We start from the raw sequence: 15,751 nt of genomic DNA, 5'->3' as shown, positions 1-15,751 counted from the left end.
CAGCGAGCCCGGTCACGCATAGTGGCGCACCTCACCGGCACCTTCGATATTCTCGACGCAGCGGCCGCAGATTTCCGGATGCTCAGCGTGGGCGCCAACGTCAGGCAGATGATGCCAGCAGCGTCCACACTTGGCATGCGCCGTCTTCCTGACCAGCAGCTTGAGCCCGGGCATTTCACTCTCCACCGCCTCGGCAGGCGCCTCGGCCAACGACGCGACGTCGACAGCTGAAGTGATCAGCACGAAACGCAGCTCACCGCCCAGCTTGGCCAGTTCGGTGACCAACGACGGCTCAGCGTACAGCGTCACCTCGGCCTGCAGGTTGCCGCCGATGACCTTGGCATTACGCTGGTTTTCCAGCTCCTTGTTCACCGCCGCCTTGACCGCCATGACCTTGTCCCAGAACGGCCGGCCCAGCTCGAAGCCTTCCGGCAGTTCGGCAAGCCCTTCGTACCAGGTATTGAGCATCACTGACTCGTTGCGCTCGCCCGGCAGGTACTGCCAGATCTCTTCGGCGGTGAATGCCAGGATCGGCGCGATCCAGCGCACCAGTGCCTCGGCGATGTGGTACAGCGCAGTCTGGCAGGAACGCCGCGGTAGACTGTCGGCGCCCGTGGTGTACTGACGGTCCTTGATGATATCCAGATAGAAGCCGCCCAGCTCCTGCACGCAGAAGTTGTGCACTTTCTGATAGACATTCCAGAACTTGTAGGTCGTGTAGGCCTCTTCGATCTCGCGCTGCAGCAACAGCGCACGGTCGATGGCCCAGCGGTCCAGCGCGATCAGCTGATCGTTCGGCACCATGTGCTGCGCCGGGTCGAAGCCGTCGAGATTCGAGAGCAGGAAACGCGCGGTGTTGCGGATACGCCGGTAGGCATCGGCGCTGCGCTGCAGGATCTGCTTGGAAACCGCCATCTCGCCGGAATAGTCGGTGGCCGAAACCCACAGACGCAGGATATCGGCGCCCATACTGTCGGTGATTTCCTGTGGGGCGATCACGTTGCCGAGGGACTTGGACATCTTGCGGCCGTTCTCATCCACGGTGAAGCCATGGGTGAGCAAGCCGCGGTACGGCGCGTGGCCATCGATGGCGGCGCCGGTCAGCAGCGAGGAATGGAACCAGCCGCGATGCTGGTCGGAGCCTTCCAGATAGAGATCGGCACGCGGCCCCTGCTCGTGGCCCATGGGGTGCGAGCCACGCATCACGTGCCAGTGGGTGGTACCGGAGTCGAACCAGACATCGAGGGTGTCGTTGGTCTTCTCGTATTGCGCCGCCTCGTCGCCAAGCAGATCGACCGGGTCGAGTTTGAACCAGGCTTCGATGCCCTCGCGCTCGACGCGCTGGGCGACCTGTTCCATGAGGTCGACGGTGCGTGGGTGCAGCTCGGCGCTTTCCTTGTGCAGAAAGAACGGGATCGGCACGCCCCAGTTGCGCTGGCGCGAGATGCACCAGTCAGGACGCCCAGCGATCATGCCGTGCAAACGCGCCTGTCCCCAGGCCGGGACGAACTCGGTCTGCTCGATGGCATCCAGCGCACGGCGACGCAGCGAACTGCCGTCGTGGGCGACCTTGTCCATGCCCACGAACCACTGCGCCGTAGCGCGATAGATCAGCGGGGTCTTGTGTCGCCAGCAGTGCATGTAGCTGTGCTGGATCGACTCATGCTTGAGCAGCGCGCCGACTTCGGCGAGCTTCTCGACGATCGCCGGATTGGCTTTCCAGATGAACTGGCCGCCAAAGAACGGCAGGTCAGGGACATAGACGCCATTGCTCTGCACCGGGCCGAGAATGTCGTCGTTCTCCATGCCGTAGTGCTTGCAGGAGCGGAAGTCGTCCTCGCCGTATGCCGGCGCCGAATGGACGATGCCGGTACCGGCGCCGGTTTCCACATAATCGGCCAGATAGACCGGCGCGAAGCGCTCGTAGAACGGATGACGGAAGCGGATCAGCTCCAGCGCCTTGCCCTCGCAACGGGCGATGATTTCACCGGCCAGGCCATAGCGCTGCAGGCTGGACTCGACCAGTTCCTCGGCCAGCACCAGCAGGCGCTCGCCGGTATCGACCAGCGCGTAGACGAACTCGGGGTGGACGTTGAGCGCCTGGTTGGCCGGAATGGTCCAGGGCGTAGTGGTCCAGATGACGATGCTGGCGCGTTTGGCCAAGCCGGCGACGCCGAAGGCCGCGGCCAGCTTGTCGGCGTCCTCGACATCGAAGGCGACATCGATGGCATCGGATTTCTTGTCCTGATACTCGACTTCCGCTTCGGCCAGCGCCGATCCGCAGTCGAAGCACCAGTTGACCGGCTTCAGCCCCTTGAATACGAAGCCACCCTCAACCATCTTGGCCAGCGCGCGGATTTCACCGGCCTCGTTGGCGAAGTCCATGGTCTTGTAGGGGTTGTCCCAGTCACCCAGAACGCCGAGACGAATGAAGTCGGCCTTCTGCCCTTCGATCTGCTCGGCGGCATAGGCGCGGCAGCGTTCGCGGGTCAGCTCGGCGGGCTGGTTTTTGCCAAAGGTGGTCTCGACCTTGTGTTCGATGGGCAGCCCATGGCAGTCCCAGCCCGGCACGTACGGAGCATCGAAGCCAGCCAGCGTCTTGGAGCGGACGATCATGTCCTTGATGACCTTGTTCACCGCATGGCCGATATGGATGTTGCCGTTGGCGTACGGCGGGCCATCGTGCAGGACGAACTTGGGGCGGCCCTCGCCGATCTGCCGCAGCTTCCGATACAGGTCGATGCTGTTCCAGCGCTGCAGAATCTCCGGCTCGCGCTGGGGCAGACCGGCCTTCATCGGAAATGCCGTGGACGGCAGATTGAGGGTCGCTTTGTAATCGGTCATTTCAGTCCTGACTCATGGTGGAGAGTGAAGCCCGCCAGTAATCACGGGCGGCGGCGATATCGGCGCTTATCGCTGCCTTGAGCGCCTCGAGGGAGGCGAAACGCTGTTCGTCGCGCAGCTTGTGATGAAACACGACCTGGGCGCGACGGCCGTACAGATCGGCCTGCAGATCCAGCAGATGCACTTCCAGGTGTGGCTGACCGTCACTCCTGACGCTGGGACGCATGCCAATGTTGGCCACCCCGGGGTGCGGCGAGCCGTCGAGCACGAGGCTGACCATGTACACGCCGCTCAGTGGCGTACTACGGCGCTTGAGTTGCACGTTTGCCGTTGGGGCGCCGAGCTGGCGACCGAGTTTCTGACCGTGCACGATCCGCCCGGTCAGGCTGAACGGGCGCCCGAGCAACGCCTGGGCCGCCTGCAGATCGCCGCGGGCGAGCACCTCACGCAACCGTGTACTGCTGACCCGCTGACCGTCCACCTCGATCGTGGTCGCCGCCTCGACGCTGAACCCTTCGGCGGCTCCGGCCCGGAGCAGGAAATCGAAATCACCCGCCCGATCACACCCGAAGCGGAAGTCGTCTCCGACCTCGAGGTGCCGTACCGCCAGCCCTTCGACCAGCACCGCTTGCACGAACTCCGCGGCACTGAGCTCGCGCAACCGCCGGTTGAACGCCAGGCAGAGCACCTGATCGATACCCTGCTGCTCGAGCAGGCACAGCTTCTCGCGCAGACGGGTGAGGCGGGCCGGCGCCTTGTCCGGCGCAAAGAACTCGCGCGGCTGCGGTTCGAATATCACCACGCAGCTGGGCAGCCCCAATTCGGCCGCACGCTCGCGCAGACGTGCAAGGATGGCCTGATGCCCCCGATGCACCCCGTCGAAATTGCCGATGGTAGCTACGCAGCCCCGATGTCGGGGGCGCAGGTTGTGAAGACCACGAACCAGCTGCATACCGCACTTCTTGCTTGAAAAGTGGCCGATTATACGCAGACCCCACCCCTGCGGACAGGCTTAAACCGGCGCTGATCGCAGTCAGTGACGCAGATGGCGAGGCCTCAAGCCCAGCAGCACGAGCCCGGCCCCGTAGGCCAGAATACCGCCGCAGACCAGCAGCGCCAGTTGCCAGGCGCGCTGCTGCCAGCCCCAGACGAACCATTCGGCCGCAGGCGGGTTCAGCCAGTAGACGAAACCCACCATCGCCGCGCAGCCGCCAGCCAGGCGCAAGCCGAACAGCAGCCAGCCCCGCTGTGGCCGATAGACGCCGATGCGATACAGCCCCCAGAACAGCAGACCGGCATTGAGCATCGACGACATGGAGGTCGCCAGGGCCAGCCCGACGTGCTTGAGCGGCCAGATCAGCAGAAGATTGAACACCATGTTCGCGATCATGCAGGTAATCGCCACACGCACCGGCGTCTTCAAATCCTGTCGCGCGAAGAATCCAGGGGCCAGCACCTTGATCAGCATGAAGGCCAGCACCCCGAGCGAATAAGCCTGCAGCGCGTTGGCCGACTGCACCACCGCCTGCTCGGTCATCGCTCCGTAGAAGAACAACCCGGCGATAAGAGGTTCGGCAAGAATTCCCAGCGCCAGGGCGGCCGGCACACCGACGAGCAGCACCATGCGCAGCGCCCAGTCCAGCGTCGAGGAAAAAGCCTTGGGATCGTCACCGGCATGCTGACGCGACAGGCTCGGCAGAATCACCGTGCCGATCGCGATGCCGAACGCACCCAGCGGCAGCTCGGACAGGCGATCGGCATAGTAGAGCCAGGAGACGCTACCCGTTTCCAGAAAGGAGGCCAGCACCGTGTCGAGCAGCAGATTGATCTGACTGACCGAGACGCCGAACAGCGCCGGCACCATCAGCAGCATGATCCGCCGCACGCCCTCGTCGCCAAACCGCACCCGCGGCCGGGGTAGCAGGCCCAGCCGGGCGACGTAGGGAAGCTGGAAGCCGAACTGAGCAAAACCGGCGATGAACACACCCCAGGCCAGTGCCATGATCGGCTCGTCGAAATACGGCGACAGCAGGACCGCCGAACCGATCATGCAGACGTTCAGCAGCACCGGCGTGAATCCCGGCACGGCGAAATAGCCGTAGCTATTGAGCACACCCGAGGTGAACGCGGTCAGCGAAATCAGCAGCAGGTAAGGAAAGGTGATCCGCAAGAGCTCGCCGGCCAGCGCCATCTTCGCCGGATCGTCATGAAAGCCCGGGGCGAAGATCATCACCACATAAGGCGCCGCCAGCACGCCGAGCACCGTCAGCGAAGCAAGCACCAACGTGAGCATGCCGGCCGTACGGTCGACCAGTTGCTTCACCTCGACCAGGGGGCGCTTGGCCCGGTACTCGGACAGCACCGGCACGAATGCCTGGGCGAAGGCGCCCTCGGCGAACAGCCGGCGCAGGAAGTTGGGGATCTTGAAGGCAATGAAAAATGCGTCGGCGGCGGCGCCCGAGCCGAAGTAGCTCGCGACTACCATGTCACGCACCATGCCCAGCACACGCGACAGCAGGGTCATGACGCTGACCACCGCACTGGAACGCAACAGGCCACCTTTACCGGCTGTGTCGGTCATTCGTTTGACTCGGCGAGAAGAACCAGGGAGCACGCAGGCGCAGGCGCGACCCGCGCGGCGCACATACGACCCACGAAGAGGGCGCGAGTTTAGCCCTGAGCCGCCTGTCCAGCCAGCGCCGTGACGCCCCGGCAGCAGGCTTGACAAGCCTCACCGGGATCGGCATGATTCGCGGCCTTATTTGCTTTGCAACCCCCACGTTTTCGAGGAGTTCGACGGTGGCCAACAGCCCTTCCGCCAAAAAACGCGCAATTCAGGCTGAGAAGCGTCGCAGCCACAACGCCAGCTTGCGCTCCATGGTTCGTACCTACATCAAGAATGTGGTCAAGGCGATCGACGCCAAGGACCTGGAAAAAGCCCGCACCGCTTACACTGCTGCCGTTCCGGTCATCGACCGCATGGCTGACAAGGGCATCATTCACAAGAACAAGGCCGCTCGTCACAAGAGCCGTCTGAATGCTCACATCAAGGCGCTCGGCCAAGCCGCTGCCTGATGGACTGATGCTCCGAAAAAACCGGCCTAGTGCCGGTTTTTTCATGCTCGCCAATCAGCAGCCCTAGCTCTGCCGATCACTGCCGACCCCATGGCAGGATCGGAATCGCCGTTACCGCATTCTGCGGACTACCCTCGATGACCCGATCGCTGTAGACCAGATACACCAGCGTGTTACGCGACTGATCGAAGAAGCGCACCACCTGCATGGTCTTGAACACCAGCGAGGTCCGCTCCTTGAATACCTCCTCGCCATCCTCGAGCTTGCCGACAAAGCTGATCGGCCCTACCTGGCGACAGGCTATCGACGCCTCGGCACGATCCTCAGCCAACCCCAGACCACCCTTGATGCCGCCGGTCTTGGCCCGCGACAAATAACAGGTCACCCCGCGCACCTTCGGGTCGTCGAACGCCTCGACCACGATCTTGTGGTTGGGCCCCAACCATTTGAATACGGTATCGACCGAGCCGATCTCCTCCGCCATGAGCGGCGCCCCAATCAGCAAACCCGCCAGACCAATGATCAGCCGTCGCATCATCACCTCAAACCAGGATCATGTTGTCGCGATGCACCAACTCGGGCTCATCAACGTAACCGAGCAATCTCTCGATCTCGTCAGATGGCCGCCCGATGATGCGCGCCGCCTCGGCGGCACTGTAGTTGACCAGCCCGCGCGCCACCTCCACACCATCCGGCCCCACGCAGACAACCATCTCGCCCCGCCTGAAGCCGCCCTCCACAGCCCGCACACCCACCGGAAGCAGGCTGCCATGCGCCTGCTTCAGAGCACGCACTGCACCCGCATCAAGCGAAAGCGTGCCCCGCGTCTGCAGGTGCCCGGCCAGCCACTGCTTGCGTGCGGCGTGCCGGCTGCATTCGGGAGCCAGCAGGGTACCCAGGCGCTCGCCTGCCTTAAGACGCGACAGCACTTGCTCGATGCGACCACCAACGATGACCGTGTGCGCGCCGGAACGCGCCGCCAGGCGGGCTGCCCGCAGCTTGGTCTGCATGCCTCCACGCCCAAGGGCGCCGCCCGTACCACCGGCAACAAGATCCAGCGAAGGGTCGTCCGCTCGCGCTTCGCTGATCAAGGCGGCATTCGGATTAAGCCTGGGATCGGCATCGAACATGCCGTCCCGATCGGTCAGGATCACCAGCAGGTCCGCCTCGACCAGGTTGGCGACCAGCGCCGCCAAGGTGTCGTTGTCACCGAAGCGGATTTCGTCGGTCACCACGGTGTCGTTTTCATTGATGACCGGCACGACCCCTAGATCGATGAGCGTGCGCAGCGTGCTGCGCGCATTGAGGTAGCGCTTGCGGTCAGACAGGTCGTCATGGGTGACGAGGATCTGAGCCGTCTGCTGCTCACACCGCGCAAAGCTCGATTCCCAGGCGCGAATCAACCCCATCTGCCCGACAGCGGCGGCAGCCTGTAACTCATGCACTGCCTTCGGCCGCGCCGTCCAGCCCAGGCGGCTCATGCCAGCAGCCACCGCACCGGACGACACCAGCACGAGCTCCACGCCAGCCACGCGCAGGGCAACCATCTGATCGACCCAAACCGCCATCGCCGCCTGATCCAGGCCACGACCATCAGCCGTCAGCAGGGCACTGCCGATCTTCACCACCCAGCGCCGCGCGCCGCTCACCTTGTCCCGCATTTCATGCCTTCCCCAGACGGCAAACCTTAGCTCCGGAAGCGCCCCACGCAGAACCGCATGAAGCAGCGCTCACCCTCTTCAGCGCACGTAGAAGATCTCGGCGCCATCCTCGTCATCGTCATCATCGTCGAAGTCATCGTCATCGACCTCGTCGACCGCCTTCACGCCGGCGCGACGCAGCGCCCGCTGGTCGTCGAGCTCCTGCAGGCGAGCCCGCGCCTCGTCCTCGATCTGACGATCCAGCTCGGCAAGCTGCTCGGCGTAAGCCGGCTCTTCGGCCATACGCAGCGCGCGCTCATCCAGATAACGCATGATCGCCTGACTGAGCTCCTCGGTTCCCTCGCGCTCCAGGGCAGAGATGACGAACACCGGCCCCTTCCAGTCGAGACGCTCGACCACGCTGCTCACTCGCGCTTCGCGCTCATCATCGAGCAGCTGGTCAGCCTTGTTCAGCACCAACCAGCGGTCGCGCTGGGTCAACGCCGGACTGAACTTCTCGAGCTCCCCGATGATGGTTTCTGCAGCATCTGCCGGGTCGCTACCATCGACCGGTGCGATATCTACCAGATGCAGCAGCAAACGCGTACGCGCCAGGTGCTTGAGAAAGCGGATTCCCAACCCCGCGCCCTCGGATGCCCCTTCGATCAAGCCGGGAATGTCCGCAATGACAAAGCTCTTGAAGCGCCCCACGCTGACGACACCAAGGTTTGGCACCAGCGTGGTGAACGGATAATCCGCCACCTTGGGCTTGGCCGCCGAAACCGAGCGAATGAACGTGCTCTTGCCGGCATTTGGCAGGCCAAGAAGACCGACGTCGGCCAGCACCTTGAGTTCCAGCTTAAGGTCACGCGCCTCACCCGGCTTACCCGGCGTGGTCTGCCGCGGCGCGCGATTGGTACTGGATTTGAAGCGGGTGTTACCCAGGCCATGCCAACCACCCTGGGCAACCAACAGACGCTGCCCGGCCTTGGTCAGGTCGCCCATGATTTCCTGCGTTGCCGCATCGATCACGGTAGTGCCCACCGGCACCGGCAGGATCAGATCGTCCCCCTTGGCTCCGGTGCAGTCCGTGCTACCACCCTTCTGGCCGTTCGGCGCAGCGAAGCGGCGGGTATAACGGTAGTCGACCAGCGTATTGAGGTTTTCATCGGCCTCGAGATAGACCGAACCGCCATCGCCACCGTCGCCCCCGTTGGGACCACCCTTCTCGATAAACTTTTCGCGACGAAAGCTCATCATGCCGTTGCCGCCGTCGCCGGCCTTTACGTGGATCGATACTTCATCGACGAATTTCATTGGAACGCCTCCCGCCACCGGACGGGCCGAAAGAAACAGATACCAGGCGGCACGACACCTACAGGTGCTCGGACCGACCTTCGGAAATACAAACAAAAAAGCCCCGTCGCATGACAGGGCTTTTCCAGCAACGCCGCGATTAGGCCGCGACGACGCTCACGTAGCGACGGCCAAAAGCGCCCTTCACTTCGAACTTGACCACACCTTCGACCTTGGCGAAGAGCGTGTGATCCTTACCGATGCCGACACCGACGCCCGGGTGGAACTGGGTGCCACGCTGACGCACGATGATGTTGCCAGCCTTGATGACCTGACCACCGAACATCTTCACGCCAAGGCGTTTACTTTCGGAATCGCGGCCGTTGCGGGTAGAACCGCCAGCTTTTTTGTGTGCCATGAGTTCAATACTCCTGTGTAGGGATCCAGGCCCTGTTAGCCCTGGATACCGGTGATTTTGACCTCAGTGAACCACTGACGGTGGCCCTGACGCTTCATGTGGTGCTTACGGCGACGGAACTTGATGATGCTCACCTTGTCGTGACGGCCCTGGGCAACCACCTCAGCGGTAACCTTGGCACCCTCCACTACCGGAGCGCCGATCTTCACGTCTTCGCCGTTACCGATCAGCAGAACGCGGTCAAAAGTGACAGCCTCGCCAGTCGGAATCTCGAGCTTTTCGATCTTGAGGAACTCACCTTCGGCAACCTTGTATTGCTTGCCGCCGGTAACGATAACTGCGTACATCTGTGTATCTCCGTTAATCCTGCTCACCCAGCGCTTTATAAGAGGAGGTATTGGCTGGCATGGCTGCATGGGGCCGGAAGGGACGCCCGTGCAATTGCGTAAGGCAGGGAAATGCCCAGGGGAAAGTTCAGGGTCCGCGATTGTACGCACGCAGGAGAGCCCACGCAAGGCCCGATATTAGCTGCCTTGACAGCCCCCGACCCGGCTCATAGCATGCCGCGCAATCTCCGAGGAGCCCCCGATGCAACCCCAGGCCTTCTACCAAGTCGTAGCGGACGATTTCGCTGCCGTTGACGGCATTATCCGCAAGCAGCTGACGTCTCGCGTGCCCCTGGTAGAAAAGATCGGGGACTATATCACCTCGGCCGGTGGCAAGCGCCTGCGCCCACTTCTGGTCCTGCTCAGCGGTAGCGCACTCGGGCATCAGGGCGACCAGTTGCGCCTGCTCGCGGCGATCATCGAATTCCTGCACACCTCGACACTGCTGCACGACGACGTGGTGGACATGTCCGGCATGCGTCGCGGCCGCTCGACCGCCAATGCACTGTGGGGCAACGCGCCCAGCGTTCTGGTCGGCGACTTTCTTTACGCCCGCTCCTTCGAGATGATGGTCGAACTCGGCTCGATGCCAGTCATGCAGATCATTTCCCAGGCGACCCGGGTCATTGCCGAGGGCGAGGTACTGCAGCTATCCAAGGTGCGTGACGCCAGCACCACCGAGGAAATCTACATGGAGGTCATTCGCGGCAAGACCGCGATGCTTTTCGAGGCCTCGACGCACAGCGCCGCCACCCTGGCCGGGGCGACGCACGAGCAGCGCGAAGCGCTACGCGTCTTCGGCGACCACCTGGGCATCGCCTTCCAACTGGTCGACGATTTGCTGGATTACCAGGGCGACGCCCAAACCCTCGGCAAGAACGTCGGCGACGACCTCGCCGAAGGCAAACCGACCCTGCCGTTGATCTATACCATGCGCGAGGGCACCGAAGCCCAGGCCAGCCTGGTACGCCGCGCCATCCAGAAAGGCGGCATCGAGGATCTCGAGCACATCCGTGAGGCCGTCGAATCCTCTGGTGCGCTCGGCTATACGGCGCAGCTGGCTCGGCAGCATGCCGACCGCGCGATCGCCAGCCTCGAGCCGATCCCGCACAACCGCTACCGGGACGCACTCATCGAACTCGCCCAGTTCGCCGTAGCCCGGACCCACTGATACATCGCAAAGCACCAGCACACCGGCACGCCGATGGCCGGGGGCATTTCGCGCTTGCAATTTAGAAAACGATAATTATTCTCATTATCGAAATCTAATTGTGGAGGCGACGCCATGACATACCTGATCGATGCCTGGCTTGATCGGCCGGAGCCTTATGTGAGAATCCTCGACCGCGCGACCGGCGCGGTCTGCGCGCAACTGGAAGGCGAGGCACTGGAGGAGCTCTGCGCCCAGGGCGATCTGACGATCCAGGAGCTCAGCACGACAGAGCCCTGCGCGCTGAAGGAACAGGTGCGCAACCTGTTCCTGTTCTGCTACGCCCGCGCTCTGAAATCCTGAACGCGGCGCGCGGCTTCAGAGCACTTCGAGCAGTTCGACATCGAAGACCAGCACACTGTGAGGCGGGATGCTACCCACGGCCTGCGCGCCATATGCCAGCTCGCTGGGCACGTAGAGACGCCACTTGCTGCCAGCGTTCATCAGTTGCAGCGCCTCGGTCCAGCCTGCAATCACGCCACCGACCGGGAACTCTGCCGGTTGGCCACGCTGGTAAGAGCTGTCGAACACGGTGCCGTCGATCAGCGTACCGTGGTAGTGCGTCCGCACGCTGTCCTCGCGCGTCGGGCGGGCGCCCGAGCCCTCGGTGAGCACCTCGTACTGCAGACCGGAAGACAACACGACAACGCCTTCGCGCTTGGCATTCTCGCCCAGGTAGGCGCGCCCTTCTTCGGCCGCCGCCTCGGCCTTCTGCCGGGCCTCGGCCTGCATGCGCTCGCGGATCACGGCAAAGCTGGCGCTCAGCTCGGCCGCATCGACACGGCTCGCGGCGTTGGCGAAGGCATCACGAATGCCGGCGATCACCGCATCGATGCTGATACCCGGAGGTGGATTGTCACGCAGCTGGTCACCCAGCTGACGGCCAATGCCATAGCTCACACGGGTTTCGTCGGTATTCAGTTCGAGATCGGTCATGCCGGCTCCGCTTGCAGATTAAAAGGGCCGGCAGACTAGCACAGTCGCCCCGACCCGACCTCACCGCTACCAGGCCGAGCGCATGCTGAGAGGGACCCTGAGCGGCTCACCAGCCGTTGCCGGAAGGCCGCACATTTCTTCGTGCGCCGATGCATGCAACAGGTAGAAGGGCACTTCCGGCATGTCGCGCAGCAGATCACGCGCGTGCTCGACCGAACGCACATGCCAGACGCGCTCCGCTTCGTCACGCAGGCGATGCCGGACACCACCAACTTCGCGGATCTCCAGCAGATAGAAGCCACCTTCCAGTGAAATCAGCTCCAGCGATTCGACGGCGCCCACCTGGGCCAGTTCGATGAGTTGCGACAGTTGCATCCGATCACCTCCAGGCATGCGTCGGGGCGTCATGCACGATTCAATGCTTGGTGAGCTTGTCCAGGTACCCCATCGCGAACGCTGAGACGACAAAGGTCAGGTGAATGATGACGTACCACATGAGCTTGTCGCCATCGAGCTGCTGCGCATCCATGAACATCCGCAGCAGATGGATCGAAGAGATCGCCACGATGGAGGCCGCAACCTTCATCTTCAGCGAGCCGGAGTCCATTTTGCCCAGCCAATCGAGCTTCTCCTTGCCCTCGTCGATGTCCAGTTGCGATACGAAATTCTCGTAGCCGGAGATCATCACCATCACCAGCAAGCCACCGACCAACGCCATGTCGATCAGCGACAGCAGCTTGAGGATCAGGTCACCTTCGCTCAGCGCGAGCACGCTAGGCAGTATGTGCCAGATCTCCTGGAAAAATTTGATGGTCAGCGCCAGCAGCGCAAGCGCCAGGCCGAAATAGATGGGAGCAAGCAGCCAGCGCGCTGCGTACATCGCGTTCTCGAAAAAGCGTTCCATGAGATTCCACTACAGGTCAGACGGCTGCCGGCGAGTATACGCAGCGCCAACTGGCAGACAAGCTCGACACCCCTACCTCGAGGGCAGCCCGACGAGGCCATACGCCGATGGCTATGGACGGGTTTCCCAACCGCTGAGGAAGCGAGCCTGATCGGCGTTGACCTTGCGCAGTTCGGCCTGCATGTGGAGTTGCCAGATGGCCGGGTCGGCAGCTTCCTCATAGCCCTGGCTGCGCAGGTTGCTGACGATGGCCTCGAGCACCGACTCGGCCATCCGGTGCCCGCGAAACGGCCCCTGAACCCGGATCGCAGTTGGCTGCGATCCGGACAGCCCCGCCGCGCAGAGCAGCGTCCAGAGCCCATTGCCCCCGGCAACCGGGCGAATGATGCATTCGATACGGGTCACCAGACCCAGGCATTGGCGATTCAAGCAAAGCGCGTGCGACATGGCGGCGGTCCTCGCGACCGGCCGGCTGCCTAGCGACTGCGGAACAGGCGACCGGCTTTTTCCTCGGAAGCTCTAAATCAGCATGGATCAAGAGCAGCAAATACTCCTAATCCGCAGACAAGTGGGCTCACCGATCGTTCCGTTTACGCCGCCATCACCTCGCTACGATGAGCCTTCCGCTGCCGGATCGAGCTTACCTGCCTCGGGCTTTTCGTCTTCCTCCAACTCGATCTCGGCAATCTCCCGCAGCCGCTCGACCACACGCGCATTGACGCTGCCCGGGGTGAAGCGCCCCTTGTCATCGGCGATGCCTACCGCTTCGCCAACGAGCAGCGAGAGCGCCTCATCGACATGCCGAACCGCGTATACGTGGAAGCGATTGCTGCGCACCGCCTCGAGCACGCGCTCGTCGAGCATCAGCGTGGAAACGTTGGCGAAGGGAATGATGACCCCCTGCTCGCCCGACAGGCCACGCGCCTCGCAGAGCCTGAAGAAGCCCTCGATCTTCTCGTTCACGCCACCCACGGCCTGCACTTCGCCGAACTGGTTGATCGAGCCGGTAATGGCGAAGCACTGCTTGAGCGGCGTGCGTGACAGCGCCGAGATCAGCGCACAGCACTCGCCCAGCGAGGCGCTGTCACCATCGACATAGCCGTAGGACTGCTCGAGCGCGATGCTTGCCGAGATTTCCAGCGGAAACTCCTGCGCGTAGCGGCTGCCGAGGTAGCCGGTGAGGATCATCACCCCCTTGGAGTGGATCGGCTGGCCGAGGTTGACCTCGCGCTCGATGTCGACGATCCCCGAACCGCCCGGGTAGACCGTCGCGGAGATCCGTGCCGGCATGCCGAATGCCGAATCGCCAACCTCCAGCACGGTCAAGCCGTTGCATTTACCGATCGCGGCGCCCTCGGTGTCGATGAGGATCACGCCCGCGAGAATATCCTCGAGAATGCGGGCCGACACCCGGCCCGTGCGGGTCTCCTTGGCCTTCAGGGCGCGCTCGATATGGCCGACGTCGGTCACCTCGTCCTTGGCCAGCTGACGGATGAAATCCGCCTCGCTGACCAACTGGAACAGATCGCCGATGCGCGCCGACAGACGCCCCTGATGCTCGGCCAGCCGTGCGCTATAGGTGGCCAGGCGCGCGACAGCCGCAGCCGTCAGCGGCGCCATGTCTTCTTCGGACGTCCGCGTCTTGAGCAACTGGGCGAACTGCTCGAGGCTGTCCTCGGCCAGCGGTATGTCCTCGTCGAAGTCGACCAGCACGCGAAACATCTCCTGGAAGTCCGGATCCAGGTCCTGCAGCGTGTAATACAGCTGGCGCGAGCCGATGATGATGACCTTGACGTTCAGCGGAATCACTTCCGGCGTCAGCGTCACGGTCGCCAGCCGGCCGAGTTCGGCCAGCGGCGACTCCATCTTCAGCTTCCGCGACTGCAAGGCGCGCTTGAGCGCATCCCAGACAAAGGGCTCGCTGAGCAGCTTTTCGGCCTCGAGCATGAGGAAGCCACCGTTGGCGCGATGCAGCGCACCGGGGCGCAACTGGCGATAGCTGGTGTACAGCGCGCCCTGGTCGGTGTTGTATTCGATGCGGCCGAACAGGTTGTCGAAGGTCGGGTGCGGCTCAAACACCACCGGAGCCCCACCATTGGTGCCGTGACCAACGATCAGGCTCGGCGAATACTGCTCTTCGAGCAGCTGGCGGTTCTGTGCTTCCGGCCGGTTCTCGTCAACCAGCTGTTCGATCACGGTGCGCAGCAGGTTGCCCTGCACCGCTCGCAGATAATCCTCGATGCCCGGATTGCCCGCGTACTTCTCCGCCAGCGGTGCGATCAACGGCTGCAGCGACTGATTGATGGTCTCCTCATTCAGCTGGCGCAACTGGTTGCTGGACTCACGCTTCCACTGCGGCAGACTGGCCAGTTCCTCGTTGAGGCGAACCTCGAGCGCGGAAATGTCATCGTGATAGCGCTCGCGCTCGATCTCCGGCAACTGGGCGAACTCCGCCTCGTCCATCGACTTGCCGTCCTTCATCGGCGTAAAGGCGATGTTGGTGCTGTCGCGGTACAGCGCGATCTCCTTTTCCAGCGCGAGCTTTTCGATCACATCCAGCGCCTTGTCGTAACGCTGGTTGAACGCGCGATCGATCGCGCTCTTCTTCTGCTGGAAGCTCGGGTGCTCGAACACCGCAGGAAAGGTCGCGAGCAGGTTGTCGATCAGCTGATTGATGTCGGCGATGAGCTGGCCCGCCGTACCTGGCTCGAGCCTGAGAGCCTTCGGCTCGCGGGGCTCGTCGAAGTTATTGATGTACAGCCAGTCGGCCGGCGTCTCGAGCCGCTTGCCTTCCGCCTTGAGGTAGCGCCGCACGAACGAAAAGCGCCCGGTCCCCGGCTCGCCCATCACGTAGACGTTGTAGCCCGGACGGGGCATCGCAACGCCGAACTGCAGCGCCTCTACGGCGCGCTCCTGGCCAAGCACGCCGAAAAAGGGTTCGAGTTCATCGGTGGTGGTGAAGCTGAACTGGCTCGGATCGAAGGGACGGGTCAGCGCATCGGGTGCCAGGCGCAGCCCGGCAGCGACAGGTTGGGACATCGG

At 63.1% G+C, this 15,751-nt stretch carries 16 protein-coding genes; 3 read left to right on the top strand and 13 right to left on the bottom strand.

Translation table 11 applies throughout. The features are described from left to right. Nucleotides 1-12 precede the first annotated feature (12 nt). The 3 genes from ileS to murJ form a co-directional block, all read right to left on the bottom strand. Nucleotides 13-2,844: an isoleucine--tRNA ligase gene (gene ileS / locus AC0KXH_RS03985; protein WP_488224201.1), complete on the bottom strand. Its 2,832-nt coding sequence runs from the start codon at nt 2,842-2,844 to the stop codon at nt 13-15. A 1-nt stretch (nt 2,845) separates the two neighbouring features. After that, nucleotides 2,846-3,796, bottom strand: a complete 951-nt coding sequence (gene ribF, locus AC0KXH_RS03980; RefSeq protein WP_212542538.1) for a bifunctional riboflavin kinase/FAD synthetase — start codon at nt 3,794-3,796, stop codon at nt 2,846-2,848. An 81-nt stretch (nt 3,797-3,877) separates the two neighbouring features. After that, nucleotides 3,878-5,425 (bottom strand): murein biosynthesis integral membrane protein MurJ, encoded by a 1,548-nt coding sequence (gene murJ / locus AC0KXH_RS03975; protein WP_488224200.1) that lies wholly within the window; start codon nt 5,423-5,425, stop codon nt 3,878-3,880. 218 nt (nt 5,426-5,643) lie between these two features. On the opposite strand from murJ, the gene rpsT reads away from it, so the two are divergent. Further along, on the top strand, nt 5,644-5,919 hold the full coding sequence (gene rpsT / locus AC0KXH_RS03970) for a 30S ribosomal protein S20 (protein WP_041103828.1): 276 nt from the start codon (nt 5,644-5,646) through the stop codon (nt 5,917-5,919). A gap of 76 nt (nt 5,920-5,995) precedes the next feature. Here the strand turns inward: rpsT and AC0KXH_RS03965 are convergent, their stop codons facing one another. From AC0KXH_RS03965 to rplU, 5 genes are all read right to left on the bottom strand, one after another. After that, entirely contained in the window at nt 5,996-6,454 is a 459-nt protein-coding gene (locus AC0KXH_RS03965; RefSeq protein WP_200294102.1) for a CreA family protein, read from the bottom strand. A 7-nt stretch (nt 6,455-6,461) separates the two neighbouring features. Continuing rightward, nucleotides 6,462-7,580 carry a glutamate 5-kinase gene (proB, locus tag AC0KXH_RS03960; protein WP_488224199.1) on the bottom strand — a complete coding sequence of 373 codons (1,119 nt, stop codon included), beginning with the start codon at nt 7,578-7,580 and terminating at the stop codon, nt 6,462-6,464. A 78-nt stretch (nt 7,581-7,658) separates the two neighbouring features. After that, nucleotides 7,659-8,876: an Obg family GTPase CgtA gene (gene cgtA, locus AC0KXH_RS03955; protein ID WP_488224198.1), complete on the bottom strand. Its 1,218-nt coding sequence runs from the start codon at nt 8,874-8,876 to the stop codon at nt 7,659-7,661. A gap of 139 nt (nt 8,877-9,015) precedes the next feature. Further along, entirely contained in the window at nt 9,016-9,273 is a 258-nt protein-coding gene (gene rpmA / locus AC0KXH_RS03950; protein ID WP_041103817.1) for a 50S ribosomal protein L27, read from the bottom strand. A 35-nt stretch (nt 9,274-9,308) separates the two neighbouring features. Further along, the gene (rplU, locus tag AC0KXH_RS03945) at nt 9,309-9,620 is read right to left on the bottom strand and encodes a 50S ribosomal protein L21 (protein ID WP_213150205.1); all 312 of its coding nucleotides are present in this window, start codon (nt 9,618-9,620) and stop codon (nt 9,309-9,311) included. A gap of 241 nt (nt 9,621-9,861) precedes the next feature. On the opposite strand from rplU, the gene AC0KXH_RS03940 reads away from it, so the two are divergent. Together AC0KXH_RS03940 and AC0KXH_RS03935 are read left to right on the top strand one after the other, a co-directional pair. After that, entirely contained in the window at nt 9,862-10,830 is a 969-nt protein-coding gene (locus tag AC0KXH_RS03940) for a polyprenyl synthetase family protein (protein ID WP_041103814.1), read from the top strand. A gap of 114 nt (nt 10,831-10,944) precedes the next feature. Then, nucleotides 10,945-11,172 (top strand): PA4570 family protein, encoded by a 228-nt coding sequence (locus AC0KXH_RS03935; protein ID WP_041103812.1) that lies wholly within the window; start codon nt 10,945-10,947, stop codon nt 11,170-11,172. A 15-nt stretch (nt 11,173-11,187) separates the two neighbouring features. Here the strand turns inward: AC0KXH_RS03935 and bamJ are convergent, their stop codons facing one another. The 5 genes from bamJ to AC0KXH_RS03910 form a co-directional block, all read right to left on the bottom strand. Further along, entirely contained in the window at nt 11,188-11,805 is a 618-nt protein-coding gene (gene bamJ / locus AC0KXH_RS03930) for a BamJ family beta-barrel-assembly machinery protein (RefSeq protein ID WP_041103810.1), read from the bottom strand. 66 nt (nt 11,806-11,871) lie between these two features. Further along, nucleotides 11,872-12,180 carry a DUF6482 family protein gene (locus AC0KXH_RS03925; RefSeq protein ID WP_043218658.1) on the bottom strand — a complete coding sequence of 103 codons (309 nt, stop codon included), beginning with the start codon at nt 12,178-12,180 and terminating at the stop codon, nt 11,872-11,874. Nucleotides 12,181-12,220: 40 nt separating this feature from the next. Next, nucleotides 12,221-12,709: a TIGR00645 family protein gene (locus AC0KXH_RS03920; protein ID WP_041103806.1), complete on the bottom strand. Its 489-nt coding sequence runs from the start codon at nt 12,707-12,709 to the stop codon at nt 12,221-12,223. A gap of 111 nt (nt 12,710-12,820) precedes the next feature. After that, the gene (locus AC0KXH_RS03915) at nt 12,821-13,156 is read right to left on the bottom strand and encodes a PA4575 family protein (protein ID WP_165563971.1); all 336 of its coding nucleotides are present in this window, start codon (nt 13,154-13,156) and stop codon (nt 12,821-12,823) included. Between the two features lie 162 nt (nt 13,157-13,318). Then, nucleotides 13,319-15,748 carry a Lon protease family protein gene (locus AC0KXH_RS03910; RefSeq protein ID WP_061336902.1) on the bottom strand — a complete coding sequence of 810 codons (2,430 nt, stop codon included), beginning with the start codon at nt 15,746-15,748 and terminating at the stop codon, nt 13,319-13,321. Nucleotides 15,749-15,751: the final 3 nt, after the last annotated feature.

Source organism: Stutzerimonas sp. CXK-1 (assembly GCF_057738225.1).
Note: the sequence above shows the minus strand (reverse complement) of the source record. Positions and strands in the feature narration are given on the sequence as shown.

Excerpts from the sequence above, each read along its gene's own strand:
- ileS (WP_488224201.1), bottom strand. The coding sequence starts at position 2,844 with ATGACCGATTACAAAGCGACCCTCAATCTGCCGTCCACGGCATTTCCG.
- ribF (WP_212542538.1), bottom strand. The coding sequence starts at position 3,796 with ATGCAGCTGGTTCGTGGTCTTCACAACCTGCGCCCCCGACATCGGGGC.
- murJ (WP_488224200.1), bottom strand. The coding sequence starts at position 5,425 with ATGACCGACACAGCCGGTAAAGGTGGCCTGTTGCGTTCCAGTGCGGTG.
- AC0KXH_RS03965 (WP_200294102.1), bottom strand. The coding sequence starts at position 6,454 with ATGCGACGGCTGATCATTGGTCTGGCGGGTTTGCTGATTGGGGCGCCG.
- proB (WP_488224199.1), bottom strand. The coding sequence starts at position 7,580 with ATGCGGGACAAGGTGAGCGGCGCGCGGCGCTGGGTGGTGAAGATCGGC.
- cgtA (WP_488224198.1), bottom strand. The coding sequence starts at position 8,876 with ATGAAATTCGTCGATGAAGTATCGATCCACGTAAAGGCCGGCGACGGC.
- rpmA (WP_041103817.1), bottom strand. The coding sequence starts at position 9,273 with ATGGCACACAAAAAAGCTGGCGGTTCTACCCGCAACGGCCGCGATTCC.
- rplU (WP_213150205.1), bottom strand. The coding sequence starts at position 9,620 with ATGTACGCAGTTATCGTTACCGGCGGCAAGCAATACAAGGTTGCCGAA.
- AC0KXH_RS03940 (WP_041103814.1), top strand. The coding sequence starts at position 9,862 with ATGCAACCCCAGGCCTTCTACCAAGTCGTAGCGGACGATTTCGCTGCC.
- AC0KXH_RS03935 (WP_041103812.1), top strand. The coding sequence starts at position 10,945 with ATGACATACCTGATCGATGCCTGGCTTGATCGGCCGGAGCCTTATGTG.
- bamJ (WP_041103810.1), bottom strand. The coding sequence starts at position 11,805 with ATGACCGATCTCGAACTGAATACCGACGAAACCCGTGTGAGCTATGGC.
- AC0KXH_RS03925 (WP_043218658.1), bottom strand. The coding sequence starts at position 12,180 with ATGCAACTGTCGCAACTCATCGAACTGGCCCAGGTGGGCGCCGTCGAA.
- AC0KXH_RS03920 (WP_041103806.1), bottom strand. The coding sequence starts at position 12,709 with ATGGAACGCTTTTTCGAGAACGCGATGTACGCAGCGCGCTGGCTGCTT.
- AC0KXH_RS03915 (WP_165563971.1), bottom strand. The coding sequence starts at position 13,156 with ATGTCGCACGCGCTTTGCTTGAATCGCCAATGCCTGGGTCTGGTGACC.
- AC0KXH_RS03910 (WP_061336902.1), bottom strand. The coding sequence starts at position 15,748 with ATGTCCCAACCTGTCGCTGCCGGGCTGCGCCTGGCACCCGATGCGCTG.